Here is a 20,636-nt window from a genome sequence, read left to right as displayed (position 1 = left end):
TTCAAGACCAAATAGCTCCTTGCCCGCAAGTTCTTCTAAAAATGTTGTCGCATAAGCCCCTTTGGGCAGGAAAAAGCGCAACTCGCCTTGGGCTTTTTGGGTGTTGTAGTTAAAAGAAACATCTGTGGGGAAAACTAGGGCGTAACGGCGATCGCCTTGAATATCAATCAAATTACTATAGGGTTCCTCAAAAGAGCCAGCAAAATCTTTAGCTAGCAATACTTTATGTCCGGGCAATAACCCTGTGGGGGCTAATCTATGGGTGTATAGCCGTTCGACATCATGCCCTAAATCCTGATCGTAATGGTAAAAACACCGCCTAAAGGAGGGGTAATGGCACAAGACATCACCATTTAAAAGTTTGAAGTAATGTTGTTGGGCTTTGAGGATTTGAGCTTGTTTCACACTAAGCCCTATGAACTCTTGGGTGATTTCTTTGGGGCTAAGGACCTGCACAAGGGAATTTAAGCGCATGCGCGCGCCCAACCACTGGTTAAACAAACAACTTTGTTGGTTAGAAAGCAAGACCCGATCGATTTTTTTACTACTGGCATTGCCGTGTTTAAAACCTTCTCCCAAACTCTCAGAGCATTGCACCCCAAGGTAGTTGGGGAAACCATAGGCTTGTAAAAAAAGCAAAACCTGACTGATTCTTTGGGCATTGATCGGATCGAGTTTTTTAAGGCGCACTAAAAAGTGATTGCCCTTGAGATGCCCTAGATTCAGTTTATGGGGGTGTGTGGTGCTCCTTAGAATCGTGATTCCTTGCTCGGCAAGTATGGGGGTGTGCTGGTCCAATAGAGTTTCGTAGCTTTTGGGCATGGATACATATTGCAACGCCATCGTGTGTTTGTCCTTGAGTCCAGCATAACCAAAAATGGATACATCACAACCTAGCATTTGTGATAAGAGCGAAAGCATCTCCCAAGTGCTCTTGTTTTTCTTACGCACTTGCACGATGAGGTGATCCCCATGCCCATAGAAAGCATACAAGGGTTCTTCTTGCACCACAAAGTCTCTGGGGCATTTGTGGAAAGAAAATGTGATGGGGGCATGGCCACTGGCAAAAAATCTAGACGCGTTCATCACAAAATTGTAACAGAAAATTAGATTTAGAACACAAATCTACCAACACAAATCTACTAATTTTCATTCTAAAATTGCTTAATCACCCTAAAATAAGCTAAATTCACTATAAATCTAGTCAAGCATTTAGTAAGTGGAGTTTTCGCTGAATTTACGCCTATGGACGTGACGGCTCTGTTAGCGGATTTGTCAAAAAATCAGTTAACAACTAGCATGGTTGAAATAGGAATACAACAGAAATCGCAACCCTTAAAATTTTTTTCTATTGATAGAATTTTATAGGGTTTTATGTGGTTTTATAGGTTTGTAGGAACGGCATCGTGCAGCTGCTTTTGAAATAGGGTGTCTTATTAGGGAGTGTGAGAATGCACTTAGTCCAAACCCGCCCCCTACTCCCAAGCCCCCACAAAATCCCCCTAGGGGGATACATACTTCGCTTGAACACCACACAACTCAACTACCTAAGCAGTGGCTTTGTTATAATGATTCTAACCCCGTAAAATATTGTCTTAATGTGCTAGTAGCCCTATACTAGAGTGTCTGGAGTTTATGCAAATCCCCGTCTCTGTTTCCAAGGCATCTTGTTCTAAGGGCGCATCAACCTCTCTAGACTCATGTTGGATTGGGCCATCCACTTCTTGTCTTTCTCTAGACACTCGTTGTAGTTCTTCCCTATTTTGGGTGGCGCTACAATCAGATAATAGTAGAGATTGATCTGGGCTTGTTGGAGTTGCTCTAAGTCCGTTATTCCCTCTGCACGCTGAATCTGTGCCTGTGTGGTGTCCAAGATCGCCAACTCCATCTTCATTTGACTGCACATGATGGGGAATAGAATATCCAGGTGTAGATGATAGACCATGTTGGGGAACCATTCCCTCCAACGATCCAGCACAAGAAACTCGTATCCCTCCAGTTTCTCGTAATCGTATAGCCACATCAGTTGTTTCCAGCGTGCAGGATTTGCCTTCTCTATTTTCTTTTTCAACTTCTGCAACTCCAATGGGTGGTTGGGTCTGCGCTCCAAAGGATAAATCCCCCTCTCCAATGCTCCCATGTAGAGTGTCGAGTCCGCAAGTTCTATCTGTGCCTTCTTCTTCTGCTCTAGCTCCTGCTCCATTGTCATCTCCATACCTATTTGGATGCTCAGTTTCAGATGATATGGATCGTGGTGCCGTGTGCTCTCTATTATCCCCTCCTTCCCCAAATTGATGAAGTAGCCCCTCTCCTGTGGACTCAATCCTTGGGCTAACTCCTTCCACCACTGCTCCCTGTCTTTCTCCATTACCATAGCTTTCTGCACAGCTTCCATAAATTCCTCTATGCTCGCTTCTTTCATCATCTTCCTTTATTATTTGAAATGGTGTTGATTGTATTGGATTTTCTCTTATGCCTTGATTAGTTTCCCCTGTAGTGTGCTCTGGCTGTGTTGCATGGGCTACTTACTACATGATTAAGTATTTGCTTTAGGATAACCGTATTTAGGGAGGTAAGATCAAGAACGCCAAAACAACCAAGCTACAGAGGATAGAAACGCGCCAAGAAGTCTATATCAAAAACATTAAAACAGGCGAAATACAAGAGAGCAATGCCCTAATGTACCTTAATAACATTCATCTCTTGAGCGTATTCTGTGTGCAATCTCTGTATTTCTGCCTTTAGAGCCTGTACTTCTGCTTGCAAGACACACATTCTAGATACCAGTCGTGCTTGAGCCAAAAGAGCAAGCATTTTAGAGGCATTCCAGTATCATAGCCATTTTCCTTATTCAAGGTAGACCTCCCGAGACATAGCATGAAACAATCCATGCCAACATTGCAAGCCCGTATCCGACAGTGAGTACCTACCTATTCTGTATTGTCTCTTGCAAAAACACCTAGAAAAGCCTGCTAAAAGACACATACAGATTGAAGTTTCTGTAGTCCTCTCGAATCAGCAGACTACCGATGCGTGTTATTTGCTTAAGCAGGGGCATGCTGACCCCTAGCTTGATAATATCTTTATGAATCTGAAAGCGCAGACCATAATCAACAGAAAGGTTAAATCTATGGCTAACCGCGCTGTTTAAGAAATAGACATGGCTTGAGCCCAACAACCCCGCATACAGACCATAATAAGGTTTCTTCTTAGATTTTTTGGATTTGGGTGCGATGTAATCGTAAATCAAATGCCCGCCTAGAGTGGTGGGCAACCCCTGAAGATGTTTGGAAGTTAAAAGATTATGGTGCACATATTCATACCCCACACTCGCATGCGTAGAAAAACCAAAATGACGGCTGAAAAATCGTTGGTAACCCGCCAAAAAAGACACATTGTAGCCGGCATTTCTATAAAGAGCGTTGTTAAACATTTCCAACACCCCTCCTATACCGGGTTTCACAGGACCTCCCTGGATGCCTGAATTACTAGAGCTACCTGTTTGGACATGGTATGGTGGCACGATGGCAGTCGGGGGGTTTTTACTAATCATGGGCTGGGGCTTGCTAGGCACTTGGGGAGTGGGCGGATTGCTTGCAGTGGGCTTGGGTGTTTGGGTAGGGGGGGGGTATGCTAACAGCCTTAGGCAATCCATCGACTTGTTGCCCAACACTAGCGATTTTACCAGACATATCCGAGGGGTTAAAATTAAGGGTAGGAGCTGTAGGAGCTGTAGCGGTGAAAGCTTTAGGAGCTGTAGGAGCTGTAGCGGTGAAAGCTTTAGGAGCTGTAGGAGCTGTAGCGGTGAAAGCTTTAGGAGCTGTAGGAGCTGTAGGAGCGGTGAAAGTGGCTTGGGTAGGTTGCGCGATTTGGGAGTCAAAGACAGCATCAGGTGCAGGCAAGCTTTTACCCAACTTTTCTCCGAATCCTCCTACCATGCCCGCGTCAAAGGATTTATCGTGGTAAAGACTCAAAATTTTTGCAAGTCTATCCACATTATGATGTGTCGTGAGCACATTATTGAGTTCATCTTGCATCCACGCATAGAGCTGAGTTAGGTTTTCTAGGGAGTAATCTGCAAAATTCGAACTATTTTCAAAACGACTGACACATGCATCAAAACTGCCATGAATACCGCATATACCTTGGTCCTTGGTTGGTTTACGACCAACTTGTCGTAAATGCGCCCCTATATCCGCAGCGTCATTATAGTCGCTCCATGAAAACACCCTTTGTTTGGCTTCCCAACTCCCCTGCTTCACACTAGAATCAGCAGAATATCTGACTGTTTCTCCCTTATAGTTGACCTCGCTAAGTGTCTTTAGATTGTCCAAGTTATCCTTGACAGCCTTTTTTATTTCTGCGAGGCTCCCGTTATAGTCCTTTCCGACAATCTCTCTTATTTTTGCTTGGCGCTCATTTTTTGAGCCCGTTACACGCTCAAACCTCGACAAGGGGTTAGTGAGGTTTTTATAAAGCGGGGTGCGCGCATTCCCATATTTCTTTTTAGCATCACCATAACTGCCGATCGCAGTATTATACTTCTGCATATCGCTCGTGTAGTCATTCTTTGCCTGTTGGACATCAGCATCGTATTTTGCCTTTTTTGTATTGTATTCTACTTCTGCGTCATTGTAATCTTTGACTGCATCATCGTGTTTTGCCTTTTTGTCATTGTAATTTTTGAGAGCAGTCTTGTATGCTGCCTCTGCGTCATTGTGTTTTGTGAGATCAGCATCGTATTTTGCCTTTTTGGTGTTGTAATCTTTGACTGCATCATCGTGTTTTGCCTTTTCGGCTTGGTAATTTTTAACTGCGGTTTCGTATTTCCCTTGGGCTTCCCCCAAGTCCTTGTTGTAGTCACTTGCCTCTTTTAAAAGATCTGCGCCATAGGCTTTTAGCTCATCAAGGGCACTAGAGTATCCCTCCAAAGCCTTGTTGAGATCGGGGTTGTTTTGTGCTTTTAGCTGTGCAATGGCATTTGCAACATTTTTTTCTAAGGCATCTAAATTAGGCAAATCCAAGGCTTTTAAGTCTGGTTTAAAATCTTTGGTCTTCGCAGCTGCTTGGATCTTCGCATCCAAATCCGCCAACTTTTTGACCAGGTTTTGCAAACTTTCCTTTAGAGTCTGCAAATTTTGCGCTGCAAAACCAGCCTTATACAGCTTGCTTGTCCTAAAATAATTACCCACGCTAGAAGTGATGGGTTCTTTATGGGCTTGGGCGATGGACATGCTACGCGCCCCCATACTCGCACCCACAAAAAAGCCATTCCGCACATCGCCAACTTCAGCCCCCAAAGCCGAAAGAAGAGAAGCACTCACCAAGAAATATCTAGCTGAAAAATTGCTTGTCATAAAGGTATCTCCTAACTGAAAACGCTAAACGACCCCTATGATAGCATAAAGTTTTTAGATTAATGTAATAGATTAGCTACAATATACTGAATTTTGATTATGATATTACCTAACGACACAATACATTCTGATCTTGTGTCACTTGTTGGCAGATGTACGGTCGTGAATCACCCACCCACTCAAGACGAGTGGGATTTCTGCCAAAGAGTTTTAAAAATCTCCAGCAAAAATACTAAATTGTGGAAACAAGAATCCATGCTTAAATTGCAACATGAAAAGAGTACTTTGTTTTTTGACTTTGATAGGGCTTGACCAGTGTTTGGCAAAACCTAGGAGCGGTTTCTTTACAGAAACAGGGTTTATGATGGTTATGTTGAAAAGTAGTGAAATACTGACTAGAAGACAAAGCGCAACATTTATTAGCACCACTCAGCTTAACGCATATGCTAGGACTATGTTTGACTCTAAAGACCAAGTGATTAAAAATCTCAAGAGGATTTTTGGCACACTGTCCCCCATTAAAGTTTCTTTGAATGGCAAGAATCTCGCTCTGCAAAACTTTTTACCCTATACGCTCCACAATGTAGTTCTCTATGCTAAGGTCGATGGTAAAGAAGTCAAGATTAGCACCCTGGAATCTTTACGCATATTTATTCTAATTCAACAAGGAGACACTATGAATAACGCAAACAACACAAACAACGCTAACCAAGCAAACAAAGAGCATCATGCGCACAACGCACACAATGTCAATCCAGCAAAGGATAATCCACACAAGGATTCGTCCAAGCCTGCTGAGCTCAACGAACAAGCACTCTTGAAACGCCTAGATGAATTTGGGCAATTAGATGCCAAAGAGCAACGCTTGCGTGCCCAGATTGAGAAATTGAATGCTCAGATCAAGAGCACCACAATAGCTTATGAGAAAAAAATCAAGGGCATTACACTTGCTTATGAAAAAATGCACAGCAAGCAACTGCTCAAGGCGAAGACATTGTGCGATGAACTAGACAATTTGCAAAAGAGAAGGGGCTAGATGTTGGATTTAAGCCCACTAGCTAAATACAGGAACTTAAAGACCTGTATTGAGACTTTTCTCCCTTATTTAGAGAGTGGGATCACCGAGCTCATTTGCAACACAGAACAAGAGCTTTGGCTCTATAAGCTAGATGGAAGCCGTGAAAGAGTGGTGGATGCGAGTTTTAGTAAGGACTTTCTGATTAGGTTTGCAGAACAACTAGCTAGTTATAGGGATTTGTTCTTTAACCACTCTCATCCAACACTCAACACTTCTATCCCTTTCACGCGTTATCGCGTGAGTGTGAATCACTTTAGCATTAGTGCAGATGATCAGCCTTCACTCAATATCCGTGTGCCCAGTGAGAGAAAGTTTGAGTTAGAAGAGTTTGCGCTTAGAGATGACAAGTTTGGCTACGATGATCTCAAGCAAATTGCCCTAGAAGGGCACAATATGCTTATCAGTGGGGGCACAGGCTCAGGCAAGACAAGCTTTTTAAACGCCTTGATAGGCTATATCCCTAGAGAGACGCGGATTGTAAGTGTGGAGGATAGTCAAGAGCTGGATTTAAGGGAGTTTGCTAACCACAAGTCTTTGCTAGTGGGCAAGAATGAAGAGGCAAACTTCACTTATGAGAATGCCTTGAATATGGCAATGCGGATGAGCCCAGATCGATTGATGGTGGGTGAGATTGATACACGAAATGCCTTGTTGTTTTTAAGATTTGGAAATACAGGACATAAGGGGATGGTCTCTACTTTGCACGCTAATAGTGTGTATCAAGTCATCGAAGCCATTGCGCTCAATTTGAGAATGAATAGGGTAGATATGGAGCTGCAAGTGGTGCGCGACTTCTTTAAGAGTGCCATTGATGTGGTGGTGCAGATTCACTATGACAGAGCCAGCAATACAAGATACATCCAAGAAGTGGTTTGGACAAAGGATTTGGATAGGCTTAAGGGCTGTGCGTGAAAAAACTCAAAAAAAATACAGGGCGTAGAGTCCATTGTCTGATTAGCGAGGAGGCCAACCACACCTTGTGTGCACAAATGCTGGACCACAAGACAAGTTTAACAGCAACTTTAGAAAATTTGATTCTAAATGCTGATTCTAGGCAACTCACCTCTCCTAACACCACCCAAACCTATTTTGAAAACATCGCAGAGATCATTAGACCTAACGAGCATTTATATACGCAGATGAATGCTAACGCTTCTAATTTAAACCAAATGATGCACCAAGTCAATTTAGCCATTAAAAAGAACCAGCAACTCTACTTAGAGCATATCCCTTTTTGGGAACAAGCTTTTGCTCTGCTAGCAAAAATGGATGAGGATATGTGGCATTTGAGAAAACTATTACTAGAGCTCTTGAGTCAGGTCTATACTGACATTGGAGAGAAAGAGAAGGCGCGTGTTTTTTACAAGAAGTTTGAAAAATTATGGGGAATATCATAGCACCTTTGTGCCTAATAAACCCAAAGCAAAGAGTTAGCCATGAAACAACAATTTGTGGTGTGGATGAGTTTGTTTTTGAGTGTATTAGGGATACCCTTGTTTTTCATCCTATCTAACTGGTATGCCTTTGAGGAATTGCATAGTTTCAACGATGCCTATGTCTTTTCATATTCCATTATCTCAGGTTTACAACGGGGCGCAAGTCTGTTAGATTTGAAATTTGAAGTCTATATTACTACTCTTTTGGCTCTTATGCCCTTAATTGCTACTCTTTACATCATTGTTCCTAAAACCTCCAAAAAGACTCACGGCTATGCCAAATGGGCAAGTGCGAGAGATATTGAATGCTTTAAAATCTTCTCTAAAGAGGGCTTTTGCAAGATTGTCCACCCTTTGGGGGTGTGCTTTAACAAGGGCTTTATCTTGGGCAAGTTTGGCTTTCCCTTTGCTAAAAGGGTGTGTTATAACAAGCCATTAGGGGCAATGATTGTCGCACCACCCGGAGCGGGCAAGACAGCTGCCATTGCCATCCCTAACTTATTGACTTTGCCCACTTCTTGCATTGTTACAGATATTAAGGGGGAGCTGTGTTCATTGAGTGCAGGCTACAGACAACAAGCCTTGCACAATGAAATCCTCGTATTCAATCCCTTTGGGGAGGATAACACTTGCTTTTTCAATCCCTTTGATAAACGCTTGGTAGAACCGATGAACTTTGATGCTAAGCTAAGATTGGTGCAAGAGGTGGCAAATAATATCTTTATCCAAGAGGACAAGCAAGAGGATCACTGGGTGGCTAAGGCTAGAGAGTTATTTTCTTTCTATGCTCTCTATGATGTTTGCACCAAAAATGAATCCAGCCTCTATGACATTGCGATGTGGCCCAACAGAGACTTTGTGGCTCTTATCCATCCTAAAAGCAAGCATTACAAGACGCTTTACCAACACGATGAGAATGGCAATTTAGTGCTCAATCCCAATACAAATTACCCCATTCAAAATCCTAATGCCAATCCCGCCCAACTTTTTTATTTGCAAGTGGGTGATCAAAAATACACCGATGTGGATGATCCTAGAAACTACAATCCTAATGAACCTGAACCTGAGCACCGCGCAGAGGGGGTGCTAGATGAGATTATCAGAAATGACGCGCGGGGTTGGGCAAATGCGGCTGAAGAGGAGTTTGCCAGCATCAAATCCACCTTTAATCGCTTTGTGAGTGTGTTTAAAAGCCCACAAGTCAAGGAAGCCACTTCTAAGATGAGCTTTGAGTATGCGGATTTTAGAAAAAAGAATATCACGCTTTACATTAAGATTGCCCAAACAGATATTGCCACTCTAGCTCCCTTAATTAGGACATTGCTAGAGAGTATTGCTAAAAACCTGTTGATAGAGGAGAGCAAAAAGCCTAATGAGCGTATCTACTTCATTTTAGATGAATTCGTGCGCTTTGGCAAGCTCCCCTTCTTGCTAGAAATGCCCGCTCTGTGCCGTAGCTACAATGTCGTCCCCTTATTCATCACACAGGACTATGCGATGATTAGGAAGTATTACAGCGATGATGAGCTCAAGGTGTTAAAGGGCGTAGTGCATTACAACATTGTCTTTAAGATGAATAGTGCAGAAGATGCTGAGATCATCTCTAAAGAAGTGGGACAATTTACGCGTTTGAGCAAGAACACCTCTACAGAGAAAGGCCAGCTAGTCTTTGGAGGCACGAGTTCTTATTCTTTGGAGGGCAGAGAGTTACTCACACCCCAAGACATCTTGAATATCCCGGATGATGAAGTGATTGTGATTGTAACAGGCAACAAAGCTAAGCCCCTAAAGCTTAAGGCTAATTTTTACTTCAAAGATAAAGAATTGTTGAATCGCGTGGATTGGACAACCAAATCCAATAAAGGAGATTAGAGAATGGCATGGAATGAGATGTCTTTAACAGAAAGAAAGAGTGCATTTGCCCGTTTCAAGGCACAGGAGTTGCAAAACCACCTAGAATGCCAACGCCTCTCTTGGCATAAAGCACAGAGCCTAGAAAAAGCTTATAACCCTAGCACGGGCAATTACTATACGGATTTGCACGCTTTGGCCTTAGATGCCAAGATGGAGGAATGTAGTTATGCTAGAAACCAGTGGGTGTCTTTAAGTAGGGCACTTTCACTAGGTGCAAATCCCCAAGAGATTGCCCACATCAAGGCCAACACCAGAAACAGGCAAAACCCACAGGGGAGCATAGAAAAAGTCAGCATTTCGTATTTGCTCACCAAAGACAAAGGCGGCAATGTCTTAGCAGAACCCATTTTTAACACCACAGACCTTTATAATGTGGAAGTGTTTAAAACCTTAGACACCAGCCGTTTCAAAGAGCCCAACCCCCAAAGTTTGCACAGACAAGAGCACAACGCCCAAGTGTGCCTTGCTGATTTGCAAAATGAGTTGAAACCAGAGCACTATGCACAGCTACAAGAGTATATGCAAACTAGAGCACAAGTTGGAGCTGTGGCGGTAGAACAGCAAAGCGCAGAGCGTGTTTCTGAGGTGCAGACCTTGCAAGCTGAAGTGCAGGCTTTGAGAGCAGAGGTGCAAAGATTGCAAACAGAGCGTGAGACTGATTTGAAAGAGCACACTAAAGAGATAAAAACCTTGCAAGCCCAAAACACGGCTATCTTAGAGCAATTAGAGCAGTTAAGGCATTTTATGGCGCAATTCACATCCCAGCAAGAGCACACACAGCAAGAATCCATCCAACAAAAGAACACGATTAGCACCACAGCACAGCAAGAATCCCCCACTCTCCCACTCTCTGACAGGGGATTTGATGTTATGGAGCAAGAGGAGCGTGGCGCACAGGAGTTAGAGGTAGAGAATGTCATACCGGAAATCCTAACACAAGAGATAGCGGTAGGGGTCAGCGCACTAGAGAATAACACCACTACAGACACAGAGCAAGAGAATATACCGCAAGCACAGCAAGATTTGTCGCAAGAACACACAGATCAGCAGGATTTTTGGCCATGGCAAGAGCTCTTAAAAGAGATTGAGCCCGATTTTTCTTATGACAAAGAGAAGATAGTTGCCTTGTATGGGGAATATTTCTCTGCCAGTTTTGCCTTAATGCGTGGCTCTGACTTTTATAGAGGAGATAAGGAAAAACAAAAACAAGAACTCAATGATTTGCTCAATGGGCTTTATACCAGCAATCCCTACTACCTGCCCGTGCATACCGTCCCTGAAAAACTAGAAGAAATTTGTGTATCTTTGCAACAGGGAAAATCTCTCTTTGAAGATGCGCACCTAAGAGCACAACTCTTAGAAGTATATGAGCATGGATACTATGAGGTCAGTAAGGTAGGAGAAGAGAGCATTAACCCTATAACGCATCCTGTTTTTGACAAACACATGCGCGATGTGGGGAGTATTTTAGCCCAAATCTTTGGAGAAAATCGCAAGGAAGTTTTTATGTCTGATAGTGTCGCTACTGGGGCATTGCCCCTTCAAGAACTCAATGATTATCTTATCAGAGGTCTTAGAACAGCTGGCATGCTTTATGAGCGCGATGCTAACAATGATCGTCATCCCTTTACACCCACGCCCTCTGCTTGGGATGTTGATTTGCAATCGGCTTTAGTTGCAGACCCCAAGCCCTTAGAAAATGTGGCACAAGAGATTCATACTTCATCTACAAGGCACTATATCAATGAAATAAGTAGCCATGCGTTAAAAGACTGGCTCTACAAGCTTGTAGATGATTTAGACAAGAACGCCCAAATTCCGATACAATCCATATCACACACAGGAGAAGACAATGAAAGAAGCGAGTATAGAGGAATTTATGGAAGCCGTACAGGAAGCCATTATGATGAACGGGGAATACAAGCAGTGGTGGGAGAAACTAGCCCAAGAGTTGAGCCCACAGGAGAGGGGATACTTTATCAATCTGGGGGAGGAGGGCATAAGAGAGAGTATGCAACATTACGACCCGTATCATCTAAAACTGAGCATTCAGATAGGCTTGGAGAGAGCTTTGGAGCACGAGCTAGAGGAGAAGAAGAAAGCGCAGATGGAGCGCGAGGACTCGCTACTTTATCTCAAAGCACTAGAGAAGGGGATTTATCCGTTGGAGCGCATGCCCATCCACCCACTGGAGTTGAAGACATTGAAGCAGAAAATAGAACAGACCAATCCAGAGCGTTGGGAACAACTGATGTGGCTATTCGACCACGAGAAGCTGGAGGGCTACGAGTTTCTAGTGCTGGATCGCTGGAGGGCATGGTTTCCCAACATGATCTACCATCTGCACCTAGACATCCTATTCCCCATAGTGCGCAACCAAACCAAGATGGAGCTAGCGATCTTGGATCGGACACAGGCACAGATTCAGCGCGCAGAGGGGATAACGGATATGGAGATACTCCAGCAAGCAGAGATCAAACCCTATCACTATTTGATCACAGAACCCCCCACCACCGGGAGGAATTACAGCGAGTGTCTGCAGAAGGACAAGGAGTTGATGGCACACTCCAACATGAGTTTGGAGTAACTGATATACGCTTAGAGCAACATAGTTCTGAAATAAGGGAAGGAGTTGGGGGTGCATTAGAGAATGCAAAGGATGCACAAGATGCAAGCAAAAATACGCAAGCAGTGGGCAACTCTCAAAGTGATTTTAAAACCCAAGAGGAGCACACCCCTACTACTCTTAAAAAACGCTATGAAGCAAATATCAAAGCTATTAAAGTCCTAAAAACACTAGCAGAAGAGGGCGGTAGGGGTGCTACGCCTGAAGAACAGCTGGTGCTCAGTGCCTATAGTGGCTGGGGCTCTATGAGCTCTTTCTTTGATTCCACTCAAGAGAGCCCAGAGTTCTTGGAATTGCAAACCCTCTTAGACCCAGCGCAATATTTCCAAGCGCGCACATCCACTCTAGATGCCTACTACACACCTAAAATAGTGGTGGATGCTATCTATGAGAGTTTAGAGCATTTTGGGTTTAACAAGGATGGCAACACCAAAGAAATCTTTGAGCCCAGTGTGGGCATTGGGAATTTTCTCAGTTATGCCCCACCGCATGCAAACTATCACTTTAGTGCCACAGAAGCCGATAGTGTGAGTGCTAGGATTGCCAAAAAACTCCACCCACTCCAAAATATCCAGCACACCAAGTTTGAAAACTTTGACTTCACCCATAATTTTGATGCCTTCATTGGCAACCCCCCCTATGGCAAGGATTTGATTTATGATGGGGATAAGGATTTAAGCGGGGCGAGTGTGCACAACTACTTTGTGGGTAAAGCCCTCAAACACTTAAAAGAAGATGGTATTTTAGCCTTTGTCATCTCTAGTGCCTTCTTAGATGCAAAGGATAGCACTATGCGCAAGCACATTGCTAGCCAAGCAAGCTTCTTAGGCGCGATTAGATTGCCCAATGATGTGTTCAAGGGCGCAGGCACTGAGGTTACAACAGATTTGGTGTTTTTCAAAAAGGGCAAAGATTCCAATTTGCATCAAGAGTTCTTAGAGAGTGTGCCCTTTTATGACACGGCGGGTCTTGAAACCAAGTCCTTTGCAGACAGAAAAGCCATTATAGATGTTGTGGCTAAGGCCTTGAAGTTTGAGCCTAGTTTGGATGTGAACGCACAGGATAATGTCTATGGCTATAGCCCTGAGCAGATGCAAGCCATCTATGATTTTTTAGCAGAACACCAGAATTTGCAAGAATTTAGGATCAATACCTATTTTAAAAACCACCCTGAGCATGTGCTAGGTAATTTAGAGTTGCAATTCTTGCAACGCCCTCAACTCACCAACGCCCCCAAAGCCTCTTTAGATTTAAAGCAAGCCATTTCCTCTCTCATCGCTACCTTGCCCAAAGACATTTACAATTATAGAAAAACAGAATACCCCCAAGGACTTGTGATCTTAGATCGCTCACACCACAAATTCACCCAATACTCCCAAGCATACAAAAACCTAGAAGCGGGCAATTATGTAGAATTTGAAGGAGAGATTTACAAAATTAGGTCCAAAAAACTCTCAGGGAGAGAAGATGAGAGCTATTTAGAGGCACTGCCTGTTATTCTCTTAGAACAAGCCCCTAAAATCAAAACCCAAATGCAAAAAAGGCGTATCCAAGCTTTTATTCCTCTAAGAGATGCGCTCAATGACTTGCTTAAAGCAGAATTAAGCCCTTTGAGCACTGATGGGGAGCTAGAAGCAAAACGCACTAAGCTCAATGCTCTCTACGATAATTTTGTCAAAAACTTTGGCTATCTGAATGAAAACAAAAACCGCAAAGACATCAAAGATGACTTGCACGGGGCTAAGGTTTTAGGCTTAGAGAGAGAATTTGATAAGGGCATCAATAAAGCCCAAGCACAGGCACAGGACTTATCCTTTAGAAAACCTAGTGCTAAAAAGGTAGATATTTTCTCTAAGCGCACCCTAAGCCCTAAGAGAACATTTGCCATCACCAATGCTAAAGAAGCTCTGATTGCCAGTGTGAGTGAAACGGGGGGATTGGATGTAGCCTTTATCGCTAAACACTTCACAACACAGAGTATAGAAAACACCCTTGAAGAACTTTTAGAACAAAAGTTAATCTTTAAAAACCACCTAGAGATTCCTAGCTATGTTTTAGCCAGTGATTATTTGAGTGGGGATGTCAAGCAAAAGCTCAAGGAAGTCAAACAAGCCATGGAGGCAGGCAGAGAGGATTTAACAGAGAATTTGAAAGCACTGGAGACCATCATACCAGCAGACATTAAAGCTATGGACATTGCTGTGCATTTGGGCACACCTTGGATTCCCCCTAAGTATTATGAGGAGTTTCTCTTAGAGCAGATCAGAGAGGATTATAGCCATTCAGGCAAAGAAGGTGTGTTTTATGAGGACTATATCAAACAACGCCTCTGTGTGGCTAAGAGTTCTAGAGGCTTTCGTGTGAATGACACTACAGAATTAGATTTCTTAGGCATTAGGGATAAACACAACCCGTATAAAATGAAATTGAGCGGGGCGCATTTGCTAGAGTGCGTGATGAACAACACGCCCCTTGAAATCAAATACCCCGATCCTAATAGAACAGATGAGAATGGCAAGCCCATTATGGTGGTGGATGAGGAGCAAAGCACCTTAGCTCAAGATAGGGCCGCACAACTCCAAGAAGCCTTTAAAGAGTGGATTTATGCAGATTATGAACGGCGCACGCATTTAGAGCAAATCTATAATGACACTTTCAACACGGATGTGCTCAAAAGCTATGATGGATCGCATTTGCAATTAGAAGGCTTTAACCAAGATATAGAACTTAGACCCCACCAAAAAAATGCCATTTTTAGAGCGATTCAAGAGCGCACCCTGTGTTTGGATCACCAAGTGGGCGCGGGCAAGACTTTGGTAGCCATTGCAAGTTGCATGGAACAAAAGCGTATGGGCTTGGTTAATAAGAGCTTGATTGCCGTGCCCAATCATTTAACCAAGCAATGGGCGCAAGAGTTTTACAAAGCCTACCCTAATGCCAATGTCTTAGTTGTGGAGAGCGAAGACTTTAGCCCCAAGCAACGCGAACAACTCTATAACCAGATTGCCAACAACCAATACGATGCTGTGATCATTGCCCATAGCCAGCTAGAACTCTTGGCTAACCCTGAACAAACCATTATGCAGATGCAGGCTGAAGAAGAGGACGAACTACGCAGTAGCAATGAAAAGTTAAGGGATTTAGTAAAGGCAGGCTTGTTAGACAAGTCAGCGGTGATGAGTGTGCGTGCTGAAGAACAGGCCATCAAGCGCATAGAGGCTAGGTATTCTAAATTATTGGCACAGAGTAAAAGCCATATCGACATCAGCCAAATGGGCATTGACAACTTGATTATAGATGAAGCCCATTTATTCAAGAACTTAGGCTTTAGCACCAATATGCAGGGTGTCGCAGGTTTGGGCAATCAACAAGGTTCAAGGCGTGCTAGCGATCTCTTTGTCAAGACCCAATACCTACACGACAAAGGGGCTAAGATCATGTTTTTAACAGGCACGCCCATTGCTAATTCCATTGCAGAGCTTTACCACTTGCAACGCTATCTGCAACCAGAGACCCTTAAAAACAAGGGCATCTACAACTTTGATGACTGGGCACAGACCTTTGGACAAATCCAAGCAGATTTAGAACTAGACACCAGCGCACAGAATTACAAGGTGGTGAGCCGTTTTTCTAAGTTCAATGGAGTGCAGGAACTCAGCACGATGTATAGAAGCTTTGCAGACATCATTAGCAATACAGATATTCAAAAATTTAACCCCCACTTTGTGCCCAAGATAGAGGGAGGCAGGCCCATCAATGTGGTCGTGCCCAGAAGTGAGGAGGTGGCATACTTTATTGGCGTGCAGGATGAAGAGGGCAAATTCAATGAGGGTTCTATTGTGGATCGGATGGAAAAATGCAAGGGCAAAAGAGCTGAAAGGGGAGGGGATAACATCTTAGCCTGCACCACAGATGCCAGAAAAGCGGCCCTAGATTATCGTTTGATTGACCCTAATGCAAAAGTGCAAGACAAGCATTCTAAAGCCCAAGCCATGGCTGTGCAAATCTATGAGCAATACCAAGAGTGGGACAAAGACAAGGGCACACAATTAGTTTTTATTGGCTTATCCACCCCCAAAGTGCATAGCCAAAGGGTGTCATTAGAAGACAAGAACACCCAAGAGCAAGAAAATACTCTAGATGGCGTGCAAGAGCTTTTAGAGAGCCTGATAGAATACAATGAGCAAGGGCAAGCCATCGCCCCTAGCCAAGCAGAACTACAAGGCGAGTTAGCAGAACAACATGCCAAAGCCCTAGATTTAGACACACAGATAGCCAAAAGTGCTTCCTTTGATGTCTATAGCGATGTGTTAAGAAGGTTAGTCAAACTAGGCATCCCCCAAAATGAAATCGCCTTTATTCACGATGCCAAGAGCGAGGCACAAAAACAAGAACTCTTTAAAAAAGTCAATAGCGGGGAAGTGCGGGTGTTATTAGGCAGTCCAGCTAAAATGGGAGTGGGCACGAATGTGCAAGAACGCCTAGTAGCAGGACACTTTTTGGATTGTCCTTGGAGACCTGATGAACTCTTGCAAATGGAGGGACGACTCATTAGATAGGGCAATACTCTTTTTGCAAGAGACCCTGAACACTTTGCTATCAAACTCTTTAGATACGCCACAGAGCAGACCTATGACAGCAGGATGTGGCAGATTGTCGAGAGCAAGAGCAGGAGCTTAGAACAATTTAGAAATGCCCATAAACTAGGCCTTAGAGAATTAGAAGACATCACAATGGGCAGTGCGGATGCTTCAGAGATGAAAGCCCTAGCTACAGGCAATCCGTTAATTGTGCAAGAGGTGCAATTAAGACAAAGTCTGAGAAAAGAGGAGAATCTCTACAAAGCTTTTTTAAAAGAACAGCACTTCAAGCAAGAGAGTTTGCAAAGAAACAAAAACACATTGCAACACGCAAAGAAGCAGTTAGACATTCTAAACACTCTGCTAGAGTGTAGAGAGCCTAGGAGAGAAACTCTAAGCATTGAGCTTTATGATGGGAGTTTCCAAGAACCCAGAGCTCTAGTTTTAGGCACAGCAATCAACAAACCACAAGTCTTCCATCTCTCTAAATCTGATGAGTCAAGCAAACAGAACTTAGAGCGCATGGAGGCACTCTTTAAATCTTTGGTGCAAAATGCCCTAGAGAATGAGGGAGAAGAAATAGATGTGATGGACTATAGGGGTTTACTCTTTAAGGCGATGTTTTATCAAAACAGGTTAGAGTTTTACATCTGCCACCCTGATGATCCTAATTGCTATATCCAACCTGACAATCTAATCTACAGCAAGCATAAACAAGACTTGCTGGATGTTGGGAGCTTTGAGGACATAGATTTTAAAAGCTTTTTGCGCAAGTGCAACAATGGCTTAGAAAAGCTAGAAAAAAAAGTTCTAAGAGAGCAAGAACGCCAAGCACAAGCAGAACAAGAAATCAAGAGTTTAAAAGTCTTGCTAGCTAAAGAGGAGCAGTATCCTAAATTAGGATACCTGCAAGCCCTTAAAGAGGATTGTAGAGAGATTGTGAAAGAGATTGCCAAATGTAGTGCAGACAAGAACTATAAGAGTGCGTTTGTGGCTAGGTCTGAGCCATTTACTAGCAAAACAGAAGCTATAGTGGTACACAATCCCGCATTTGAAAACTCCACACAAAATAATATCGCAATCCAAGAGAGCTTAGAGAATAAAGATGTGTTAGCGAGTGGAACACCGCAGATTTTCTACCACCCAGCCTTAGAGAGTGCTTTAAATCACATGCTAGACAACCAAGTATTTGTGGAAAATTTTAGACTCTCAGATGCGCAGAATCAACGCATTTATTTTGAAGAGACATTCAAAAAAGATGCACTGCCCTACTTTTATCAAGAGGGTCAGATAGAACTTTACACGGAGTTGCACAAATTCTTTACAACAGATAAAAAATCCCAAGATACCCTCACAGACCTTCTAGTAGCCTTTAAAGAAAAGCTAGAAACAAAGACACGGCAAGAGTTAGAAACACATCCAAGCGTATCTGTGCAGAGTGTGGATCATAAGGGGTAGGAGATAGAGGAAGTTATGCATGTCATAGAACAACAAGAGCACAAGAAAAAAGCAAAAGGCAGAAGATGAGCCAATGCTCTAGAGACTTTAAAAGAATAAGGATAGATAATGCAAAAACCCGATGTCATCATCATTGAAAGCCCTAATAAAATCAAAAAGATTGCTAGCATCACAGGAGCAAAAGTGCTAGCCACTATAGGGCACTTTATGGAGCTTGAGGGGATTGAGGGAGAGAATTTTAAGCCCAAGTTTGCATACAGGGCAGACAAGAAACAACAGATATATGCGATGATCGAGCAGTGCAAGGGCAAGCGCGTTTATATCGCCACAGACCCCGATAGAGAGGGTTATGCCATTGGCAAGATGTTTTATGAGAAGATCAAAAATGTCGCCAAAAAGGTGTTTAGAGCTGAGTTCCACGAGATTACAGAGAGTGGGATTAATAAGGGTTTGCAAAGTGCCTTGTTGTTTGCCAACACAAATTCTAATCACTATGAGAGCTTTTTAGCTAGGAGTGTGAGTGATCACTACATAGGTTTTACTCTCTCCCCTTATTTAGGGGATTGTCTGCAACAAAGAAAGGGCAATAGTGTAGGCAGGGTGCAAACCCCCTGCTTGAAACTCATTGTGGATAGAGACAAGGAGATAGAAGCTTTTAAAGCTCTACCCGAGAGTCAGAAGGTGAGTTATCAAATCCAAGCTAAAATCTATGATGCGCACAATAGAGAAGTCATTCTGAGGCATTGTGATGGTGAGGGCAAGGAAATCAAGTTTGAAAGCCAAGAACAAGCCCTTACAATACTTGAGCCTCTCAAAGAGTGCAAAGTGGTCTTAGTGCTAGACATCAAACATTCTACTATCTCAAGCCCACCTCCTAAGCCCTTCATCACTTCTAGTCTTTTAAAAGTGGGGAGCACGCAGTTGGGTTTGAGCACCCAACAAATCCAAGAACACGCCCAAAAACTTTTTGAAGCAGGATTGATCACTTATATTAGAACCGATGCAGAGACACTCAGTCAAGAGTTTTTAGAGAAGGCAGAGAAGTTCTATCAACCTGTCTATGCCAATCTTTATGAGCGCAGGAGCTATAAGGCTAAGAATAGTCAAGCAGAAGCCCACGAGGCTATCCGCATCACCCATTGCCACAAGCTTGAAGACACGCAGAATGTTTTAGCCCAAGCAGGTATAGCAGATAATCAAGCTCAAGCTCTCTACGCTTTGATTTTTCAAAGGACATTAGAGAGTCAGGGCAAATCCGCTGTCTATGCCAAGCAAGACTTGCAATTTAAAATCAAAGACCACTTCTTTAGATGTAGTGTGCGCTCTTTGAAACAGGCAGGATACCTAGATATGTTCAGGCACGCAGAGCAGGCAAAAGGTGTAGAGCAGGCAGAGAATGAGCAGAATGCGCATTTAGACCTAAAGGCAGACAGCACAATTAGTCTGTTGAGTTTGAACATCGCTCCAATCCAAAAACACGCCAAGAGTGCCTATGTGGAAGCCAGCTTTATAGAAGTCTTGGAGAAAAATGGCATTGGCAGACCCAGCACTTATGCCAGCTACTTGCCCAAACTAAGTCAAAGAGAATACATCCAAATCACGCCAGACAAAAAGCGCGTTGTGAGTGCCACGCACAAAGGCAAGCAAGTCATTAGCGTTTTTGAAGCAAGCCCTTATAGTTGGATTGTGGATACCCAATTCACCGCTTTGATGGAGGAGCTTTTAGACAAGATTGTGAGGCAAGAGTGTAGTTATGTGGAGTATATGCAAATGATAGCCCAAAGATGTCCCCAAATGCCAAGCCAAACTCCAAGAGAGGAATACCCCACTAGAGCCCCTAAAGAAAGCCAAGTCAAGTATGTGCAAGACATTTTAAGGGATTTGAAGATGGAGATTCCTAGTGAGTTTGCAGACTATGCTAGGGATGATAAAATCACTAAGGCTTTCTTAGACAAATTCATCCCCAAGCACAAAGAAGCTAGGGAGAAGGCCAAACAAGAGGGAGGTTATCTAGTCAATAAAAACACTCCTGCAAGCAAGCCCGCTACTGCCAAACAAATTGCCTTTGCAGAGAGTTTGTCTCAAAAACACAATGTGAAGTTGCCTAAAGATTATAAGAGTAATATGCAGGTGTGCAGTGGCTTTATTGAAGAGTGGAAGGGGAAGTGAGGGAGGGTATTGGTAGTT

At 43.3% G+C, this 20,636-nt stretch carries 9 protein-coding genes and 3 pseudogenes; 8 read left to right on the top strand and 4 right to left on the bottom strand.

The window, feature by feature from the left end; translation table 11 throughout:
- The coding region (locus tag C5684_RS01360; protein ID WP_104639185.1) for a tRNA pseudouridine(13) synthase TruD at positions 1 to 1,086 on the bottom strand (1,086 nt) is incomplete at its 3' end.
- Positions 1,087 to 1,194: 108 nt separating this feature from the next.
- Between C5684_RS01360 and C5684_RS09765 the strand changes: the two are divergent.
- Positions 1,195 to 1,368, top strand: a pseudogene (locus C5684_RS09765) (RNA-guided endonuclease TnpB family protein); the annotation flags it as partial.
- Between the two features lie 304 nt (positions 1,369 to 1,672).
- Here C5684_RS09765 and C5684_RS01350 read toward each other — a convergent pair.
- The 3 genes from C5684_RS01350 to C5684_RS09245 form a co-directional block, all read right to left on the bottom strand.
- Positions 1,673 to 2,422 (bottom strand): hypothetical protein, encoded by a 750-nt coding sequence (locus C5684_RS01350; protein WP_013891068.1) that lies wholly within the window; start codon positions 2,420 to 2,422, stop codon positions 1,673 to 1,675.
- Positions 2,423 to 2,959: 537 nt separating this feature from the next.
- A complete protein-coding gene (locus C5684_RS01345; RefSeq protein WP_158650162.1) occupies positions 2,960 to 3,463 on the bottom strand; it encodes an outer membrane beta-barrel protein in 504 nt (167 codons plus the stop codon).
- Between the two features lie 103 nt (positions 3,464 to 3,566).
- Positions 3,567 to 5,357: a hypothetical protein gene (locus C5684_RS09245; RefSeq protein ID WP_104639184.1), complete on the bottom strand. Its 1,791-nt coding sequence runs from the start codon at positions 5,355 to 5,357 to the stop codon at positions 3,567 to 3,569.
- 676 nt (positions 5,358 to 6,033) lie between these two features.
- Between C5684_RS09245 and C5684_RS01335 the strand changes: the two genes are divergently transcribed.
- The 7 genes and pseudogenes from C5684_RS01335 to C5684_RS01285 all read left to right on the top strand — a co-directional run bounded on the left by C5684_RS01335 (position 6,034) and on the right by C5684_RS01285 (position 20,618).
- A complete protein-coding gene (locus C5684_RS01335) occupies positions 6,034 to 6,393 on the top strand; it encodes a hypothetical protein (RefSeq protein ID WP_104639187.1) in 360 nt (119 codons plus the stop codon).
- 3 nt (positions 6,394 to 6,396) lie between these two features.
- On the top strand, positions 6,397 to 7,347 hold the full coding sequence (locus tag C5684_RS01330) for a CpaF/VirB11 family protein (protein WP_041603051.1): 951 nt from the start codon (positions 6,397 to 6,399) through the stop codon (positions 7,345 to 7,347).
- Positions 7,344 to 7,832: a hypothetical protein gene (locus C5684_RS01325; RefSeq protein ID WP_104639183.1), complete on the top strand. Its 489-nt coding sequence runs from the start codon at positions 7,344 to 7,346 to the stop codon at positions 7,830 to 7,832. Before C5684_RS01330 ends, C5684_RS01325 begins: the two co-directional genes overlap by 4 nt.
- Before the next feature lie 39 nt (positions 7,833 to 7,871).
- The gene (locus tag C5684_RS01320; protein WP_104639182.1) at positions 7,872 to 9,743 is read left to right on the top strand and encodes a type IV secretory system conjugative DNA transfer family protein; all 1,872 of its coding nucleotides are present in this window, start codon (positions 7,872 to 7,874) and stop codon (positions 9,741 to 9,743) included.
- Positions 9,744 to 9,746: 3 nt separating this feature from the next.
- Positions 9,747 to 13,256: pseudogene (locus C5684_RS09760) on the top strand (Eco57I restriction-modification methylase domain-containing protein); the annotation flags it as partial.
- 489 nt (positions 13,257 to 13,745) lie between these two features.
- A pseudogene (locus tag C5684_RS09755) lies at positions 13,746 to 17,354 on the top strand (SNF2-related protein); the annotation flags it as partial.
- A 1,203-nt stretch (positions 17,355 to 18,557) separates the two neighbouring features.
- Positions 18,558 to 20,618: a type IA DNA topoisomerase gene (locus C5684_RS01285; RefSeq protein WP_104639178.1), complete on the top strand. Its 2,061-nt coding sequence runs from the start codon at positions 18,558 to 18,560 to the stop codon at positions 20,616 to 20,618.
- Positions 20,619 to 20,636 lie beyond the last annotated feature (18 nt).

Source organism: Helicobacter bizzozeronii (assembly GCF_900196775.1).
Taxonomy (GTDB): Bacteria; Campylobacterota; Campylobacteria; order Campylobacterales; family Helicobacteraceae; genus Helicobacter; species Helicobacter bizzozeronii.
This window is presented reverse-complemented; position numbering and strand designations above follow the sequence as displayed.